Source organism: Evansella sp. AB-rgal1, from assembly GCF_041820985.1.
In the GTDB taxonomy this organism is placed as follows: Bacteria; Bacillota; Bacilli; order Bacillales; family Salisediminibacteriaceae; genus Evansella.
Map to the genome: position 1 here is coordinate 140122 of NZ_JBGUAU010000014.1, position 17934 is coordinate 158055.

At 35.4% G+C, this 17934-nt stretch carries 18 protein-coding genes; 15 read left to right on the forward strand and 3 right to left on the reverse strand.

The window, feature by feature from the left end; genetic code table 11:
• Window positions 1-247 precede the first annotated feature (247 nt).
• The 4 genes from ACERII_RS13665 (at window position 248) to ACERII_RS13680 (ending at window position 3516) form a co-directional block, all read left to right on the forward strand.
• Window positions 248-847, forward strand: coding sequence for a guanylate kinase (locus tag ACERII_RS13665; protein ID WP_373642996.1), 600 nt, complete (start codon window positions 248-250; stop codon window positions 845-847).
• A gap of 28 nt (window positions 848-875) precedes the next feature.
• Window positions 876-1262, forward strand: coding sequence for a VOC family protein (locus ACERII_RS13670; protein WP_373642997.1), 387 nt, complete (start codon window positions 876-878; stop codon window positions 1260-1262).
• A gap of 114 nt (window positions 1263-1376) precedes the next feature.
• The gene (locus tag ACERII_RS13675) at window positions 1377-2078 is read left to right on the forward strand and encodes a YhcN/YlaJ family sporulation lipoprotein (RefSeq protein WP_373642999.1); all 702 of its coding nucleotides are present in this window, start codon (window positions 1377-1379) and stop codon (window positions 2076-2078) included.
• Window positions 2079-2283: 205 nt separating this feature from the next.
• Window positions 2284-3516, forward strand: a complete 1233-nt coding sequence (locus ACERII_RS13680; protein ID WP_373643000.1) for an MFS transporter — start codon at window positions 2284-2286, stop codon at window positions 3514-3516.
• Window positions 3517-3642: 126 nt separating this feature from the next.
• Here ACERII_RS13680 and ACERII_RS13685 read toward each other — a convergent pair whose 3' ends face one another.
• The gene (locus tag ACERII_RS13685) at window positions 3643-4314 is read right to left on the reverse strand and encodes an HAD family hydrolase (protein ID WP_373643001.1); all 672 of its coding nucleotides are present in this window, start codon (window positions 4312-4314) and stop codon (window positions 3643-3645) included.
• A 328-nt stretch (window positions 4315-4642) separates the two neighbouring features.
• On the opposite strand from ACERII_RS13685, the gene ACERII_RS13690 reads away from it, so the two are divergent.
• Together ACERII_RS13690 and ACERII_RS13695 are read left to right on the forward strand one after the other, a co-directional pair.
• Complete coding sequence (locus ACERII_RS13690; RefSeq protein ID WP_373643003.1) at window positions 4643-5497, forward strand: DegV family protein; 855 nt, start codon at window positions 4643-4645, stop codon at window positions 5495-5497.
• A 212-nt stretch (window positions 5498-5709) separates the two neighbouring features.
• Complete coding sequence (locus tag ACERII_RS13695) at window positions 5710-6039, forward strand: hypothetical protein (RefSeq protein WP_373643006.1); 330 nt, start codon at window positions 5710-5712, stop codon at window positions 6037-6039.
• Between the two features lie 476 nt (window positions 6040-6515).
• On the opposite strand, the gene htpX is transcribed toward ACERII_RS13695, so the two are convergent.
• Window positions 6516-7421, reverse strand: a complete 906-nt coding sequence (gene htpX, locus ACERII_RS13700; RefSeq protein WP_373643007.1) for a protease HtpX — start codon at window positions 7419-7421, stop codon at window positions 6516-6518.
• A gap of 254 nt (window positions 7422-7675) precedes the next feature.
• Here htpX and ACERII_RS13705 point away from each other — a divergent pair, with 254 nt between their 5' ends.
• From ACERII_RS13705 to ACERII_RS13715, 3 genes are all read left to right on the forward strand, one after another.
• Window positions 7676-7984, forward strand: a complete 309-nt coding sequence (locus ACERII_RS13705; protein WP_373643009.1) for an antibiotic biosynthesis monooxygenase — start codon at window positions 7676-7678, stop codon at window positions 7982-7984.
• A gap of 203 nt (window positions 7985-8187) precedes the next feature.
• A complete protein-coding gene (locus ACERII_RS13710) occupies window positions 8188-10005 on the forward strand; it encodes a glycerophosphodiester phosphodiesterase family protein (RefSeq protein ID WP_373643011.1) in 1818 nt (605 codons plus the stop codon).
• A gap of 118 nt (window positions 10006-10123) precedes the next feature.
• Window positions 10124-11044 (forward strand): DMT family transporter, encoded by a 921-nt coding sequence (locus ACERII_RS13715; protein ID WP_373643013.1) that lies wholly within the window; start codon window positions 10124-10126, stop codon window positions 11042-11044.
• Between the two features lie 49 nt (window positions 11045-11093).
• Here the strand turns inward: ACERII_RS13715 and ACERII_RS13720 are convergent, their stop codons facing one another.
• A complete protein-coding gene (locus tag ACERII_RS13720) occupies window positions 11094-11696 on the reverse strand; it encodes a VanZ family protein (protein ID WP_373643015.1) in 603 nt (200 codons plus the stop codon).
• A 153-nt stretch (window positions 11697-11849) separates the two neighbouring features.
• Between ACERII_RS13720 and ACERII_RS13725 the strand changes: the two genes are divergently transcribed.
• The 6 genes from ACERII_RS13725 to ACERII_RS13750 all read left to right on the forward strand — a co-directional run bounded on the left by ACERII_RS13725 (window position 11850) and on the right by ACERII_RS13750 (window position 17934).
• Window positions 11850-12533: an N-acetylmuramoyl-L-alanine amidase family protein gene (locus ACERII_RS13725; RefSeq protein ID WP_373643017.1), complete on the forward strand. Its 684-nt coding sequence runs from the start codon at window positions 11850-11852 to the stop codon at window positions 12531-12533.
• A gap of 122 nt (window positions 12534-12655) precedes the next feature.
• Window positions 12656-13777, forward strand: a complete 1122-nt coding sequence (locus tag ACERII_RS13730) for an iron-containing alcohol dehydrogenase (RefSeq protein ID WP_373643019.1) — start codon at window positions 12656-12658, stop codon at window positions 13775-13777.
• 22 nt (window positions 13778-13799) lie between these two features.
• Window positions 13800-14939, forward strand: coding sequence for a sensor histidine kinase (locus ACERII_RS13735; RefSeq protein WP_373643021.1), 1140 nt, complete (start codon window positions 13800-13802; stop codon window positions 14937-14939).
• The gene (locus ACERII_RS13740) at window positions 14936-15568 is read left to right on the forward strand and encodes a response regulator (protein WP_373643022.1); all 633 of its coding nucleotides are present in this window, start codon (window positions 14936-14938) and stop codon (window positions 15566-15568) included. Before ACERII_RS13735 ends, ACERII_RS13740 begins: the two co-directional genes overlap by 4 nt.
• Before the next feature lie 139 nt (window positions 15569-15707).
• Window positions 15708-16640 carry an ABC transporter ATP-binding protein gene (locus ACERII_RS13745; RefSeq protein ID WP_373643024.1) on the forward strand — a complete coding sequence of 311 codons (933 nt, stop codon included), beginning with the start codon at window positions 15708-15710 and terminating at the stop codon, window positions 16638-16640.
• Between the two features lie 13 nt (window positions 16641-16653).
• The gene (locus ACERII_RS13750) at window positions 16654-17934 is read left to right on the forward strand and encodes an ABC transporter permease (protein WP_373643025.1); all 1281 of its coding nucleotides are present in this window, start codon (window positions 16654-16656) and stop codon (window positions 17932-17934) included.

Below are 17934 nucleotides of genomic sequence, written 5' to 3' on the forward strand. Positions count from 1 at the left end.
ACCTTTTCATAATCCTAACTATTTACCTGACATAGTCCACTCTGCAAGTCGAATTTTTATTATTAAACATACTAAATGACAATAAATCTATTAATAAAAAGGAATTTGCATCCGTATATCGAATTAAACATCATAGACATCGATGAGTATTTCTAGTTTTGTTTTTCTGGTGAAATATGGTTGTAGACTAATTTGTTCTGTTAATGGTGAAAATGAAGATCATTACTTTCTTAGGAGGGAAATAAGGATGTATAACTTAAAAGAAAAAGAATTGATATTTGTTTTTACAGGTCCAGACGGTTCAGGGAGAAAAACGGTTTCCAAGCTTGTTGGGAAAAGTACGTTACAAATGAAAGGGGTAATTTCGTACACAACACGTGAAAAGAGACCATATGAAACAGAAGGAGAGGACTATCACTATATTTCTAGAGATGAATTTGAGTCTGCGAAAAATCGCGGAGAGTTTCTTGAAAGTGTAGAAGTGAATGGAAATTTATATGGAATTAAAGAGCTAGATATTAAAGAGACTTTTGAAGAAGCAGGTTGTATCTATTTAGTGTTAAATCCAGAAGGTTCGGAAATTGTTAAGAAATTATTTGGTGAAAAAGTGATCCGTTTCTTCGTTTATGCTGATCGTGACACTGTAATTGCAAGACAAAAAGAACGTGGAGATGACGAAGAAATTATTGAACGTCATGTAGCTCATTATGATGAGGACATGGCTTATCGAGAAGAATGTGAGCACGCTTTTGAAAATTATAAATTAGATCATACTGCATTTGAAGTAACGAATATAATTGAGGATTATTTTCGATTGAAGTTAGCTGAGAAAGAAGCAGAAGCTTAAGAAGTATATGGTGAAGGGAAGAGAATAGATGGCGGTAAAGAAAATAGAACATGTAGGTATCATGGTGTCAGATATAGAAATATCCATCACCTTCTATCGTGATATACTTGGATTGAAAGTATTTGATCGAATTGACTTAGAAAATGGAGTGAAACTTGGGTTCCTAGGCTTTGCTGATGCCAAGGAAACTGTGGTGGAGTTAGTTGAAATTAAAGATGCTGAGTTTTCTGAGGAAGGACGGGTAAATCATATTGCTTTTACTGTGGAAGATATGGAAACAGAAATAGATCGTCTAAAAAAGCAAAATGTGTCATTTATAAATGATAGCTTTAATACTCTTCCAAATGGAACTAAATATATCTTTTTTTATGGTCCAGATAGAGAAAAGATTGAGTTTTTTGAACCAGGTAATTAGTTAGATGTTACTACTTTACAATAATTTTTAAAAAGATTAGAAAAAAATGTACAAGTATAGAATGAAAACTCCTCCTTTTTGACAACCTAATAGGTAAAAGGAGGAGTTTTAATTATGAGAAAAATTGCTCTTAGTTTAGCAGCAGCAGGTTTATTATTTACAGGCTTAGCTGGTTGTGGTGATATGAATGATAATAATCAAGGCCAAGGGTTTGGCGCAAATCAAGGCCAACCAACAGGAAATGCAGGTTTTGGAACAAATCATGGACAAGGAACTGGTACAACTGGTTTTGGAGCGGGTCCAGAACATGGTATGGGGGCATACCCGGATCACCCAACAGATAATAATGCAGGTTTCGCAATGGATGATAATGATGGTAGGTTAAATAATTCTAGAAATTATACTCAGGGAAGAACGAATAACCAAAATATTGGCGGATACGAAACGCGAAACGGAAGAACTGGCGGAGTTGGTCAGCAACAAATTGATGGATACTACGACAGTGAAGATGGTCAACTAGCGACAAGGATTAGAGATCGCATTGGTGGGAACACACCAGTAATTGTTCACAGAAATGATATCATTATTGCTACAGAAAACAATGGTGATACAGATAATCTACGTAATCGTGTAGGGGGCCTAGCTGGTGAACGCAATGTCCATGTTGTAACGGACAGAAACCATGTAAGAAACGTAAGAGATATGGATGATAGGTTACGTGCAGGTGAGGCGTTTGAAGAAATTGGTGCTACATTTACAGATATGTTAAATGATCTTGGAAATGCAGTTCAACGTCCGTTTGAAAGAAGTAGATAATTTTTAAAAAAGGTGTACCAAAATGTTTTTATGACATTTTTGGTGCACCTTTTAACGTTGGATTTATATTTTTGTTTCTATTAAGCAATATTCCGAGTTCTGATCTTACCCGTAACTTTCGTCTAGTAGGTTATAATAGATTATATTTTTAGTTAAGGTGAAAATAGGATTGGCGAATGGTAGGTATAGATTGGAGGACTTTATAGTGGTAGATAATCTAGACACGAAATCAATAGAACATAGTAAACTACATATACAAAAATTACTGTTATTATCAATCGCCATGATTGGAACAATGACAACATGGTTTTCCATGACCGCAGTGTTACCAGAGTTAATAGAGTTATGGTCATTAAGCAGTACACAAGCAAGCTTCGTTACAATTATGGTGCAAATAGGTTTTGTATTAGGGTCATTAATTTTTGCTTTTTTTAATTTACCTGATCGGATTAACTTGTCTATATTATTTTTTTGGTCTGCAATTAGCGCCGGAACGTCTACTATAATAGCTGCTTTTGTTGTTGATAGTTATGCTAGTGCATTATTTTTTCGCTTTATCACAGGTATAGCTTTGTCAGGAGTATACGGACCGGGGTTAAAATTAATGTCAACTTGGTTTCGGATTCGGCGTGGAATGGCATTAGGTTTTGTAGTTGGAGCCCTTACTTTGGGTTCTGCAACTCCACATTTATTCCGCATTTTTTCTTTAGGTTCTTGGGAGCTTGTATTAGTGATTTCTGGTATAGCGTCCATTGTAGCTGGTATTATTGTACGAATTACCATTTCAAATGGACCATATCCATTACCTAAAGCTACCTTTGATGCATGGGCTATTCCTCGTGCTTTACGCCATAAACCAGTCAGGCTTGCCAATTATGGATATTTTGGACATATGTGGGAATTGTATGCGATGTGGGCGTGGTTTGGTTTGTTTTTTACAAGTAGTCTTGAACTACGGGGAGTAGAAAATGCATCAACTTTAGGATCTTTTGTTACTTTTGTTGTCATTGCATCTGGATTTATTGGTGCGTGGTTTGGAGGAATATTTGCAGATAAGTTTGGTCGTGAGAGGATAACGGTATGGTCTTTAGGTACCTCAGGGGTTATTGCATTTAGTATCGGTTTTTTTTATGAGGGACCTGTTTGGTTTTTACTGTTGCTCGGAATTATCTGGGGAATAAGTATTATTGCTGATTCAGCACAATTTTCTGCTCTTATTACAGAGCATGGCGATCAAAGATATATAGGTTCATTATTAACATTTCAACTAGCTGTGGGCTTTACTTTAACAGCAATAGTTATTTTGTTAATTCCGATCTTTGAGTCTATGGTAGGATGGAGATTTGTATTTTTATTGTTGGTTCCTGGGCCGTTGTTTGGTTTTGTAGCAATGCTGAGAATGAAATCAGAAGATAAGAGAAGGGGAGATGATTCTTGATAAGAAATTAAAAGAATTGTTCTTTCCATGTGCTGGTAAGGTAGAATACAGGGCACTGAATTAACTAAGGTATGATTTTTTTCAGTGCCCACAAAAGCATTACGTGGAGATTTGTATCATGAAAAGTTACGATGCGAAAATAGGCCAGTTGTTTTTAATTGCAATTCTTTTCATGTCTTCGTTTGGGTTAACGACGATAGGGTAGTTTACAAAATGCAATAAAGGAATATCACTTTCACTATCTGCGTATGCCCAAATTTCTAGTTCATCAAAAGGAGACACTTCCATGTGTTCCTCAATCCATTTTTGTACCTTCTCTACTTTTGCTTCTCCATTGATAATTTTTCCGACGCCCCCCGTACAGACGCCATTTTTATCTAGAGAAAGTTCTGTACTAATTATATGTACGTTTAAATCTACTTGTTTTGTAAAAGCTTCTAAGAATGGATGGAGTGCTCCCGATAAAACGATCACAGTATCTCCACGCTTTTGGTGTTCACGGATTTTAAGAACAAGTTCTGTGTTGATATCGTTTCTGCCAATATTCACAAGCTCCTGGAAAAATTCTTCGAGTTGCTTGCTAGTTTTTCCTTTAAATGTCTTTGCGAAAGATCTGAAAAAACTAAGGCGAAATTCATTTTTTCCGTGAGCGATTCCTGTTATGACAGACTTTCCTACTCCTAATAATACAGTTCCCCATTCCTTCAAACCAAAGTTCTTTTTACCAGCCTGAAACATTATTTTAAAGGAATTACCTTGGTAAAGTGTTCCGTCAAAGTCAACTGTTACAATTGCCAAATTCCTCACCTCGTTTTCTAGTAATTATAAATTACCTAAATGTATATGTAAATATTTACTAGATATATACATTGACTCATTTTTATAAGGAATGAGCGAAAGCCTACTCAACTCCCCACAGGTAAGGGAGTGGGCAGTAGCGAATGGAATAGAAACCAACAATATTAGGAATACTAGATAAGTTAACCACCAATTGAGATTACGTATTTTCAGGGTAGACGATCAATAGTGTGAGATAATTAGTACCACATAATAACACTTGGTATAATCCTCTGATCATAGTATAATTATCTATAGTGAGAATACTTTACAAGGCGGGGGAATTTTTATGAGTAAAAAGAAAATTGCGTTTGTTACTGACAGTACAGCCTATATAACAGAAGAGCTACGTGCTCACCCAGACGTCTATGTCGTTCCAATTGTCGTTATTTCAGAAGAACGTGAATATGAAGATGGAATTGATTTGTCTTCTGATCAGTTATATGACATGATTCGTAACAGTAAAAATGTACCAAAAACTTCTCAGCCATCAGTTGGTAGATTTCAAGATTTATATGAACAATTAAAAAAGGATTACGATTGTGCTATCGCTATACATGTTTCCAATAAATTAAGTGGTACGATAACAAGTTCTAATGCAGGGAAGGACCAAGCTGAATTTGAAGTGGAGATAATTGATTCCTATTCACTTTCCTATGCTATTACAACTCTTATAAATAAAGGGTTAACGTTAGTTGAGCAAGAGAAAGGTGTAAAGGAAATAGCTAAGGAACTTCGCGAGGAAACAAGTAGATCAAGAAACTTAATTTTATTAGGACAATTAGAACAATTATATAAAGGTGGAAGAATGTCTGGAGCACAATTTTTATTAGGAAATGTTCTTCAAATCAAACCTATTTTACAAATCAATCCAGAAGGGGAATTAGGACTTTTGGAGCGAGTTCGATCAGAGAAAAAAGCAACGAGTCGAATAATTGAATTATTAAAAGAATCGTATGATGCTAATAATGTTAAACAAGTTCAAATTATGCATGGCAACGTACCAGAAAGAGCAAAAGAAGTAAAAGAAAAAATAGAGGAGTCTATCCCAGACCTAGAAGTTATTGTAGGAGAAATTAGTTCATCCTTAGCAGTTCATGCAGGAGAAGGAACAGTGGCACTACTTTGGCACCTAGAAAAATAAAATATACGATATAAAAGAAAAACAGCTTTCCTACGGAGAGCTGTTTTTTATTTGAAATTAGGATGTATATAAAATAAAGAAGTGATGAAACGAACCGATAAAAAAGAATAGAATGATTTTGATTATTAAATAAATAAAATAACTATAACTAATACTATTTATCAATAGAGCAAAAGGTATATTTTCTGAAAGCGAGGAGGATATAATTTCTGATGATAAAGACACGTATTTTTTCACTCATTATTTTTATTTTTGCTCTTATAATTGCGTTGTATTCCATGCCGATTCGTACAGATATAACAATATTTTATAAGGCTTTGTTTATTTACCTATTGTTCTCATGTCTCTATCAGCATTTAAGGGTAGTTAATAAAAGTGGGAGTGCTTCCATTGACTATGGGATATCATACAGTTTATCCTTTGGTATGATGGCTGGCCCATTTGGAGTATTTATATTTGAAACGATATACAGAATCATTGTTTTTGCTCATAAAAAGTGGACAAAGACTGCTGATCCAGATGAACTATATCATACCTTTTAAAATATAGGTTCTTTTGTTATTTTTAACACCATTGCTTCTCTTACTTTCCACTCTTTACATAGTTATTTTGAACTGTTTTCATTTGGTTTTTGGATATTGATGATTTTCATTGTAATCATCGTTGCCATATTATCAGATAGTTTCCTATCTTGATTTTCTCATTATTAGGTGACATAAAAACAAAGGAAGATGTAATTAATTTCCTGAAAAGAAGAAATCTACTTGCGTTAGGAACAACTGCTTTTTCAAATGGTTTATTATTTATTTTACTGATTGAAGAACAATGGGAAATGTTGGTTGGATTATTTATTCTAAACTATTTAGTAAGAAAAAGCAGTTGCTTATGTCGGAACATTAGTTGATGAGTTAGCAAAAAAGATTCATCCAAGGAAATCAACAAAAAACAAACCCAAAAAGGTATCTATCCTTCCATAAATATTCGGAAGTGATAGACACCTTTTTAATGTTCAAATATATTAACGCTGCTCTAATCTTGCAATTCTTTCGTCTAAATCAGGGTGAGAGGAGAAGAGTTTCGCTACTCCACCTTTTCCGCTAATTTTCATTGTTTGAATTGCTGCATCGTCGTTACGCCTGCCGCCTACATTAGCTCTGTTAACGTGTGCTTTTAATGAACGAAGCGCATGTGCCATTTTATCACGGCCAGCTAAATCTGCTCCGCCGCGGTCTGCATGGAATTCACGGTAACGTGAAAATGCCATAACAACAATGCTTCCTAGAATCGAGAATAATATTTGGAAAATAATAATCGCAGCAAAACGAACAACTGTCTGCATTTCTTCTCTTACAAATCTAGAAGCAATGATTGCTGCCAGTCTCGAGAAAAATACAACAAAGGTATTTACAACACCTTGTAATAACGTCATTGTTACCATATCGCCATTTGCTACGTGGGCAACCTCGTGAGCTATTACGCCTTCTACAGCATCATCATCCATTACATTCAAAAGTCCTGCAGAAACTGCAACAAGTGAACGCTTTTTCGAAGGACCTGTTGCAAATGCGTTTACTTCTGGTGATTCATAAATTCCAACCTCTGGCATGTGTGTAAGTCCAGCTGCGCGAGATAAGCGGTGAACCTTCTCTACAACTGCACGTTCCTGGCTTGATAAAGCCCCATTTGGATCTAACACTTTTACTTTCATCATTTTCTTTGCTATCCAACGTGACATTGCGAGGGATATAAAAGATCCTGTGAAACCTACAACGATACTAAATACAGCTAATGGAACAAAGTTAATTGTACCGCCAGACTCAATGGCTCCAATCTCAAAGAATGTTGATATTATTGACCAAACGATGACAATTGTCGTCAATACGAGAATGTTTGTTAATAGAAAGAATAAAATACGTTTCCCCATCATACGCCTCCATTTTTATAATATACTCATATAGTTTACCATTTCCTTATGGTACATGTCATCATCTGTTATCTTCAAAAATGAAACGAGTAGATTTTTGAAGGTTTATAGGTAAAAGTTGAAATAAGATGAAAAATATAAAATCAGGAAAATATTTCCTTGTTTTAGTACCTAACTATAATTGACAATGGTTCTCATTATCAATTATAGTTTAACTAGATTATTAACTATATAGAATTTGGAGGATGATATTTATGTTAATCCAAACAAGAAAGATTGTTGTAGAAAAGGGAAATAGCGACAAAGTAATAGAGCGGTTTTCCAAACCCAGTCCTATTGAAACAATGGAAGGCTTTATCGATAGAACAGTAATGGTAAACAGAAAAAAGAAAGAAAATGAAGAGGTTGTCGTAATGATTCGCTGGAGATCATTGGAAGATTGGGAGAATTGGGAGAAAAGTGATGTGCATATTCAAGGACATAAGCAAAACAAAGGCAAAACACCCCCAGAATATGTTTTAAGTACAGAAGTTAATATGTATGAGGTTCAATTAACAAATTAAGAATTTCAATACGAAACATCGGTAGGCTAAAACCCGCATCGGTGTTTTAATTTATTTTGATGATAGAATAATAAAATATAAAATAGTAACTAGTTGAGCAAATCTTTTGGAATTATAATAATACTATACATAAAACCCTAATTCATGTTTAGATATGATACAAAGGGGAATATAGTGATATTGACAAAAGGCTTGGTGGTATTGTGTTTAAAATAATTAGAAATAGTTTCCGGGATTTTAAAGAATCCTATATAAAATATCTTTTCTTTGCGTTACTATTTTTGTTCTTAACCAGTTTTCTTTTTGTTCCTTTAACTTCCTATATATTTAATCGGATGTTAATGATGATAAGTAGTGGATCTCTTCTAAATGCGGAGGTTTATCGAATTGGTGTTACAACACCCGGCATCATAGGTATGTTGCTTATTAGTCTGGTAGCAGTAGTGGCTTTGTTTATTGAATTTGGGGTCATGATTGTAATCGCACAAAAACGTTATTTTCAAAAAAATATACTTGTAGCGGAAGCCTTTATTACTACAGTAAGGAAATTGCCAACTTTATTGGGGTTCGGTTTTTTTCAATTGCTCTTACTTCTATTAATAACTATTCCCTTTTTCGACTTATCTACATTACCTGCATTAATTGATTTTAATTTACCTATTTTTTTAACAACGGCGTATTATGAAGCAACGTGGATGTCCCTATTATTCTATTTCTTTATTGTTTTAATTGTTCTTTACATAGTAATAAAAAGCATATTTACTCTTCACTATATTATTGTTGAAGGTAAATCTATCTGGAAAGCAATGTTTGCCAGTTTTCGAACTACGAAACAGAATAAACTAACAATTATCTTTAATTTATGTATGTTGAATATTTTGTTTTTCTTAGCTTTCTTTCTTTTCACATCATTACTTTCCTTTATCCCTAGCTTAATTGATACTCGTTTTATTGGGAATTTTGTGCAAAGTTATCTACTAACTTTCACGAGTTATATGACAATCATCTTTTCTTTATTGTTGATTCCTATCAACGTAATTATTGTGACGAGACTGTTTTACCGATTTAAGTGGAGCCAAGGAGAGATTGTAGAAGATCAACTACACGTTTATGGAAATAAATATTTGGTGTCATTTGAAAATAAAATAACCAAGTTTTTTACGCGAAAAAAGGTTACTGTAGCTTCTGTTATTATGATTTATATAACATCTATGTTTTTCTTAAATTACACGGTAAATGATAACATCGTTTACTTGAAGTGGAATGTACAAGTTGCGGCGCATCGCGGAGATTTGCACGCAGCACCTGAAAACTCCATGAGTGCTATTTCCGCAGCGATTGAAGGTGGAGCAGATGCAGTTGAATTTGACATCATGCTGACAAAAGATGGCGAAATCATTTTAAATCATGACTATGATTTACAAAGGGTTGCAGGGATTCCTACTAGAGTTAGTGAGATGACATACGAAGAGATTAGGGAAATTGATATAGGTAGGTTATTTTCTGATAGATTTATTGGGGAAAGGATTCCCACATTAGATGATGTTTTTGAAGAAATTCAGGAAGAAAATGTTACCATCATTGTTGATGTAAAAGTAAATGATCACACTCGTAGAGAAGAATTTGCGAAAAAAATAGTTGCCTCTATAGAGGAGTTTGAACTGATTGACACTGCATATGTTCAGGCATTCGATAATGCGATATTGAGAGAAATTCGTAGTTTAAATAGTGACATAAAAATAGGACAAATTTTGTTTATGGCTGCTGGAAATTTAGAGGGTTTAGATGTGGACTTTTATACAATACGCCAAACTATGTTATCTGAGCGATTTATTCGAAATGCCCGACGTCAAAATCGTGGGGTATGGGTCTGGACAGTGAATATTGAACGAAATATGAGAGAAGTTTTAAAGTATGATATCGATGGGATTATTACAGATTATCCTGAAAAGGCACTTAACTTAATTGGGATTAATTTTACTGTTGCAGACGAAACAGAAAGTGGTCCTGACAATCCATAAAAAACCTTTATCAATTAGAGGAAGGCACTGAGATATCAGTGCCTTGATTGATGTTGCACGCTGTTTGTTCATAAGGACAAGAAAAAGATAAAGTGATTTATAGAAAGAAGGGTAATCATTGTCGTTCATTATCACAAAGCTTCAACGTTTTCCTTATCTACTATTAATTTTTGCAACATTCTTTTGGGGAACAAATTTTGTATTTAGTAGAATGATTGTAGATGAAGTACCTCCATTTCAGCTTTCCGTAGGGAGATGGGTTATAGCAAGCATTGTGTTTTTACCTTTTGTTTATAAGGAAATAAAACAACATCTTGATGTTCTGAAAAAGAATTGGAAGCCGCTTTTCTTTTTAGGACTAACAGGAATAGCTGGCTTTAATACACTGTTATACATTGCGATGCAATATACAACATCAATAAATGCATCCTTGGTCAATGCTACGGCACCATTATTCATTGTACTTCTTTCTGTTTTCTTTCTTCGAGAAAAAATTGTAACACTTCAATATATAGGTATTGCTATCTCTCTTTTAGGAGTGTTTATCGTCATTACTGGAGGAAGTCTTGAAACATTAGTTACTCTAACGATTAATCCAGGAGATGTAATTGTTTTCGGAGCAGTGATTGTATGGGCGATCTATTCTGTATTAATGAAACGGTTTGGGGTTCATGTACCAAAGAAGGCCACTTTCCTTATCACCATGTATATTGGAGTAATAATGTTACTTCCTTTTGCTTTATACGAACGGACATTTTCACCTATTTCTTTGGTGGCATTACCGTGGGAAACGACATTGGCAGTTCTGTATTTAGGAATATTTCCTAGTGTCATTTCCTTTCTATGCTGGAATGAAGGTGTCATGCAAGTCGGGCCAGGGAGAGCATCCACATACTTGTACCTTATCGTGTTTTTTACAACCCTATTAGCTGTTACTTTTGGTGGTGAAACGATTACTATTACTCAAATTATAGGTGGTGTATTCTTATTAGCTGGGGTTATTGTGGGGTCTAATCCTGATGTGTTTCAAAAAAAATGAATCAAATAAACGTAAGAAGGGATAAAAGAGGTAGAGCTTGGTATTTGCTTTACCTCTTTTGTTTGTATGTTATGGTTATCACTTGTTGCACTAGTGGAAAAAGGGTGTATCCAAGAATCACTCCACAAACATTAAGAATTAGATCGTCAATATCTAAGCTTCCTCGATTCGTAAAAAACTGTGTTAATTCAATTACAGTTATGGAACAAATAGTCAGTAATGTGAGACGCCATATGGAAGGCTGCTTACTAATATAACAATAATAAATACCAAAAGGAATAAATAAACCAATATTTGCCGAAATATTATAAAATGCTATCACCGGACTGACTTGTCCTGAAAAGTAAAATAAAATCATCTCAAATGGGATGAGGTTGATAGAATCATAGCTCTGATCATTTGGTCGGAAAAATAATAATGTTAACAAGCTGAGGGTGTAAAACAGAGTTATTGAATGTAAAACGCTCCTTTTCATAGTTACTTGATCTTTTCTAATATAAAATACAAGGAAAGAGATAAGCAAAGTAAAACAAAACCAAACTACAAGAAGCACAATATTATGAAGATATTTCGTTAACTGTAACCAAAAAGGCCACAGAGAGAAGAAAGAAATTTGTGAAATAAGAAAACTTAGTATGATTGATTTTTTCATCGAGTAATCCTCTCATGTTTAAACATCGTTAATGTAGTTAGTATAACAAGAAATTATATGACAAACGAGGATTTTTTATTCTACTAAGAGATGAGTCTATTCCAATGATAATCTATGTTCATATAGTAACGTATTCAAAGGGAGGAACTGAATATGTTTAAATTATATCTTGATCCTGGACATGGGGGCTCTGATACTGGAGCTACTGGAAATGGTTTGGTAGAAAAGGAAATTGCATTAGATATAGCATTGCGTATTAGAAATATTTTAGAACAAGAGTATGAAAATATAGAGGTTCGAATGAGTCGTACTTCAGATGTGGATGTTAGCTTGGAGGAACGGACTAATGATGCAAATAGTTGGGGAGCAGATTACTTTTTATCTATTCATGTAAACGGTTTTGATGGTATAGCACAGGGGTATGAGGATTATATTCATAATAGTTTATCTGATTCTTCTGATACAGCTCAATATAGAGAAGTGATGCATGAAGAAATTATAGAGGTAAACGATCTATACAATCGAGGGAAAAAGAAAGCAAATTTTCATGTATTAAGAGAAACTACTATGTCCGCTCTTCTTACAGAAAATGGTTTTATAGATAATGAAGAAGATGCAGAAAAATTAGCAGATTCCGAATGGAGACAGGAAGTAGCACGCGGTCATGTGAATGGCTTAGAAAAAACGTTTGACTTAAATACAGCTAGTAACAGTCTTCACAGAGTTATTGTGGATGGAGAACAAGTGGGGGCTTATGAGGTAGAAGAAAATGTTTTAAACGAAGTACGTCGTAATTTAGATTCTTCAGAGAGGATTGTGATTGAACGAGTAAGATGATTTTCATAGAGAAAGCTGGTAAATCCTATGCGGTTGCCAGCTTTATTTTTTCATTTGACACGTTTTTTTCGTTGGAACATAATGAGGAAAGTTCCAACTATTTTTAGAAAGAGGGGATATCATTGAATGTATTAGAAATACCACAGCGAATTATTACTGGTTGGGGATTAGTACAAACGATCGGAAGTGAAGTGAAATCTCTTGGAAAAAAAGTAATGGTTATACATTCAAAAAGGTTAGATAGTAGTCCGGAAATTAGCTTAATTGTACGGTCCATTAAGGAGCAAGGTGTGGCAGTACACACCGAGTCGGTTTCTTCTGGAGAACCCACAGTTAACCAAGTGGAGTATTTACTATTAAAGATGGAGACAGAAAGCTGTAATTTCGTACTTGGCGTTGGTGGAGGAAGTATTCTTGATTTAGCAAAAGCGGTAGCAGGGCTTTCTTTTTCCAATCGTAAAGCGGTGAAGGACTATTTTTACGGAGAACCAATCACAAAAATGGGTTTACCGTGGGTAGCTGTTCCGACAACTTCTGGTGCTGGTGCTGAGGCGACACCGAACGCAGTTTTATATGAAGGGAAAAATCAAAAGCTAAGTATTCGCCATCGATCCTGGCTAGCGAAAATTGTCATGTTGGACCCTAAACTGACAGTATCATCACCCAAAACAGTAACAGCATGGAGTGGAATGGATGCCCTAACTCAGGCAATTGAATCGTACGTATCTCGTGGTTCGAACGACCTTACGGAACCATATAGCTTACGATCAGCGAAATTGATAGGTGCCAGTTTGATGACTGCATTTCATCAACCGGAAGATAAGGAAGCAAGAACCGATATGGCAATGGGTAGTTTGTTAGCGGGAATAGCTTTAGGTAATGCTAGACTCGGCATTGTTCATGGGGTAGCACATTCTATAGGAATACATCATAATGTTCCTCATGGATTGGTATGTGGCACATTGCTACCATGGTCCATTGCTTATAACAAGGACGTGTGTCCACATAAATACGCACAGTTAGCTAAAGAAATGAACATAGGTTCTAATGCTGATGATTTGGAAAACTGGGTGAAAGAAATAAACATCAAATTAGAGGTTCCTCCCTCCATAAAGGACTTTGGAGTAAGAAGAGAGAATTTAAATAAGATAATTGAAGAAAGCATGCCTTCAGGGTCACTCAAAGCAAATCCGAAAACTACCTCTGAACAAGACTTGTTTGCGTTTCTATCAGGGCAGATTTAGTACATAGGAGAGGGAGAAATATATGGTTACTTTTTGGATATGGCTATTGTTACTTGGAGTAAGTTGGTTATTTGCACTTCTTGACTACTCATCATCGCCCTTCCACATGCCTTTACGATTGGTAGGAACAGCAGCTTTTTTTTCTTTATTTTTTCTTGCACCACTTTTTCGAAAAAAACAACGCTCACTATGTGTTCTTCTTTGTATAGTTGTTATGGTAACTATAATTACACTATGGCCGGAAAAACAAGGAAATCCTAATATGTTCTCCCTTATTATTTTTTCTGTCATAGCTGGAAAAGCAGTTTTCAGGCTACGACCTATTCAAGCAAGTGTGGTAGGGCTCTTTCTATGTTTTGGGCTGTTGGCTCCTTATTTTTTTAAGTATCCGAGTTTTCCAATACAGTTCATCCTTTTATACGCTAGTTTACTAGTTGTGGCTCTTGTTGCTTACTATAAAACAATGACTCGGGAATCAGACTTTGCCATAAGAAATGAAGCATTGTTAAGTGAATATAGAAAGATGAAGAGGCGTATTGTTGAAGATGAAAAATTAGCTCGACAGGAGGAACGAGCTCAAATAGGTAGAGATATACATGATTCAGTAGGTCATAAATTAACTGCCCTTTTGCTTCAGCTTGAGGTATTTCGAATGAAAACAGATCCTTCCTTACAATCTAATGTTATAGAACTAAAAAAGCTTGCTAAAGATAGTTTAGAAGAAACAAGAAGTGCTGTGAAAGCATTAAGACAGGATGAGGCAAGTGGATTGTCGTCCATTATTCGTCTTATACGAAAGCTTGAAGCAGAAAGCTATGTTCGTGTTCAATTTACTGTGAAACATGGTGCGTTATCAGCACCACTTGGGAATGAGCAAGCGATCGCGGTTTATCGAGCTGTACAAGAGGCGTTAACAAATATGATGCGTCACAGTGGGAGGAAGGATGTTGATATTATCTTTGAGGCCCCTGCTGGTGGAATATTTCGCTTCGAAGTTAGCAATCAAATAAAGGAGGATATACGATATAGAGAGGGATTCGGGTTATCCTCTATGAGAGAACGTTTAAAACGAGCGAAAGGAACTTGTGATATTCTTCAATACAATGGAAGGTTTATCGTCAGGGGAACAGTCCCTCTACTTCAAAAGGAGATGGATACATGATTCGAATACTTATAGCTGAAGATCAATGTATGGTGCGGCATGGATTAAAAATGATGATAGAAACAGATGAGGAGCTCCGTATTACAGGAGAAGCTAAAAATGGAAAAGAAGCAGTTCTTCTGTGTGAAAATCAGGATTTTGATATCGCTATATTAGATATTCGAATGCCAGTGATGGATGGATTAGAAGCTGCTCGAATTATTCATGGAAGGTGGCCTAGTATCACAGTACTGATGTTGACAACCTTTAATGATGATGAATATGCGTTAGAGGCTTTGAAGATTGGAGCAAAGGGATACATGCTGAAGGATGGGGAACCAGAGGAATTAATTCGTGCAATTCGGAGTTGTTTATCTGGGGGGCTTTCTCTACAAGATTCAGTCGCTGCGAAAGTATTACCAAGACTAATGAAACAAACGGTAATGGAAAAAGTAGATCCTTCTATTACACCACGTGAATTAGATATTATGAAGAGAATTGGGGAAGGAAGAAGTAATAAAGAGATTGCTGAAGAGCTAGGTTTGTCGATTGGTACAGTAAAAAATCATATAACTATTATTCTAGATAAATTAGAATTAAGGGATCGAACACAAATAGCTATTTACGCCATAAAACATAATGTGGTCTAACCACAAAATTAAATGACTAAAGTCATACATAATAGAAAAGGAAGTGACGGAGGGCAGTGGTGACACTGCCTTCTTCTATATATACTAAAGCTACAGTAGTGGAATGTAAAATACGCTGTTCACATTGGAGGTAAGGTTCATGTTAGAAACAGAAGAACTGCAAAAGGTATTTAAAGGAAAAGTAGCAGTGGATGGGATTAACTTATATATGGATAGGGGGGAATCTATTGGTCTTTTAGGTCCAAATGGAGCTGGGAAATCTACCACTATATCGATGATTTCATCTTTGTTAAAACCAACGTCAGGTGATGTTAGGTTAAATGGAAAAAGTGTCGTGAAGAATCCAGAAACAATCCGTAGTGTATTAGGTGTAGTTCCACAGGAAATAGCACTATACGAAGAACTAACTGCTTATGAAAATATGAAATTTTTTGGGCGAGTATATGGATTGAAAGGGAAATCATTAGAACGAAGGATACAAGAAGTACTCGAAATAGTAGGTTTGCAAGAGCGTCAAAAGGATTTGGTGAAAACATATTCAGGTGGTATGCAACGACGTATTAACATGGCTGCTGCCATGTTACATGAACCTGAAATACTCATTATGGATGAACCTACTGTAGGTATTGATCCACAATCTCGAAATTATATTCTTGACACAGTTCGTCATTTAAATGAAGAAAGCGGGCTAACGGTATTATATACAAGTCACTACATGGAAGAAGTGGAGCGGCTATGCGATAGAGTATACATTATGGATCATGGCCGAATCATTGCTTCAGGAACGAAGGATGAGTTGAAAAGTATCTTATCAGGGGAGGAAACTATCTTCATAGATTTAAATCGATCATACCCAGAGTTACTATCTGATTTAAAGAAGCATGAAGGAATTCTTCAAGCAACGGAAACAGAAAAAGGACTAAAATTAATTGTTCCAAAAGGGAGTAGACATTTAAGTTCTATATTTCAAGCTGCCGAGCGTTACCAAGCACAAATATTAAATGTAAATGTCCAAATTCCCACTCTAGAGGATGTCTTTTTACATCTTACTGGCAGAAAATTACGTGATTAAGGGGGAGGACCCAATGCATAGTTTTTTAAAAAAAGATATATTGATATTACTCCGCGATAGATCGGAGTTACTCCTCCTTCTCCTAATGCCGTTTATACTGATTGCGATATTAGGGTTTGCGCTGAGGGGGTTATTTAGTGGTGATCCAGAGCCGTTACAAATAAGTGTAGCGATTGTCCAACAAGATAATGAAAAGGCTGGTATAGAGAAATTTCTTAGTGATCAAAGAGATCAAGGTTTTTCAGAAGAAGTTATAGCTGAACTAGAGTCTGTTGCATTTAAGGTTAGTCCCTATACTTTGCTAAATCAAGTTTTCAAGGATGAACGATTACGTGAAATGATTACGATTATTGATATGAATTTGGAAGAGGCGGAGTTAGCATTATCCAGTGAAGAGATAGCAGCAATTTTAACATTTCCCACAGAGTTTACCTTTTTATCCTTAAAAAATATGCTGTTAAATGATGGAGGAGGTAGTGAGCTTCAAGTAACTGTAAATGACTACGGATCACTACAAGCGAAAGTCTTTCAAAGCATCATTCAAGAATTTGTTAGAGCTCTTAATTTTGAAACAGCTATGACACAAGCTTTGAGTGAAGAAGGCATTGTCATAGAGGAGTGGGATTTACGTGATATTGAACTTGGAGGGATAGAAACGGTAACTTCTAAAGACCCAATTACTTCATTTGAATATTATACGTTCGCCATAGCTGTCATGTTTGTTCTATATGTTGCCTCGACATTAGCTAGTAAGGCATATGTGGAAAAACAACAACAGGTGTTTAATAGAATTCTTCTTTCAGGGAAGCATCCAATATCATATTTATCTGGAAAAATAATTTCTGCAATAATAATAGCATTTTGTCAGTTACTTATTTTGTTTACCTCATCTTCTCTATTATTCAGACCGTTTCAAGATGTAGATGTTATGTTTTGGGCAGGAATTCTTCTGATATCAGCAATTTTATCAATAGGTGTTGGTGGATTAACCGCTGTGTTAACAGCTTTAACAGTTCGATTTGATAACGAAACATTTTCAAGCGTCTTCTCTGGAGGGATTGTAACAATATTTGCATTTACTGGAGGGAGTTTTATTCCGGTAGCAAATATGGCAGAAATAGTCAGTGTTATAGGGGATTGGACGCCAAATGGTGCAGCTCTATCGGCTTATTTACAATGGAAACAAGGGTTTACTTTTGATTCGATATTACCATTTATGGGTCGTATCATAGGATTATCTATTGTTTTAATTGCAAGTAGTGTGTGGATTTTTCCAAGAAGGAGGTCCTTCTAA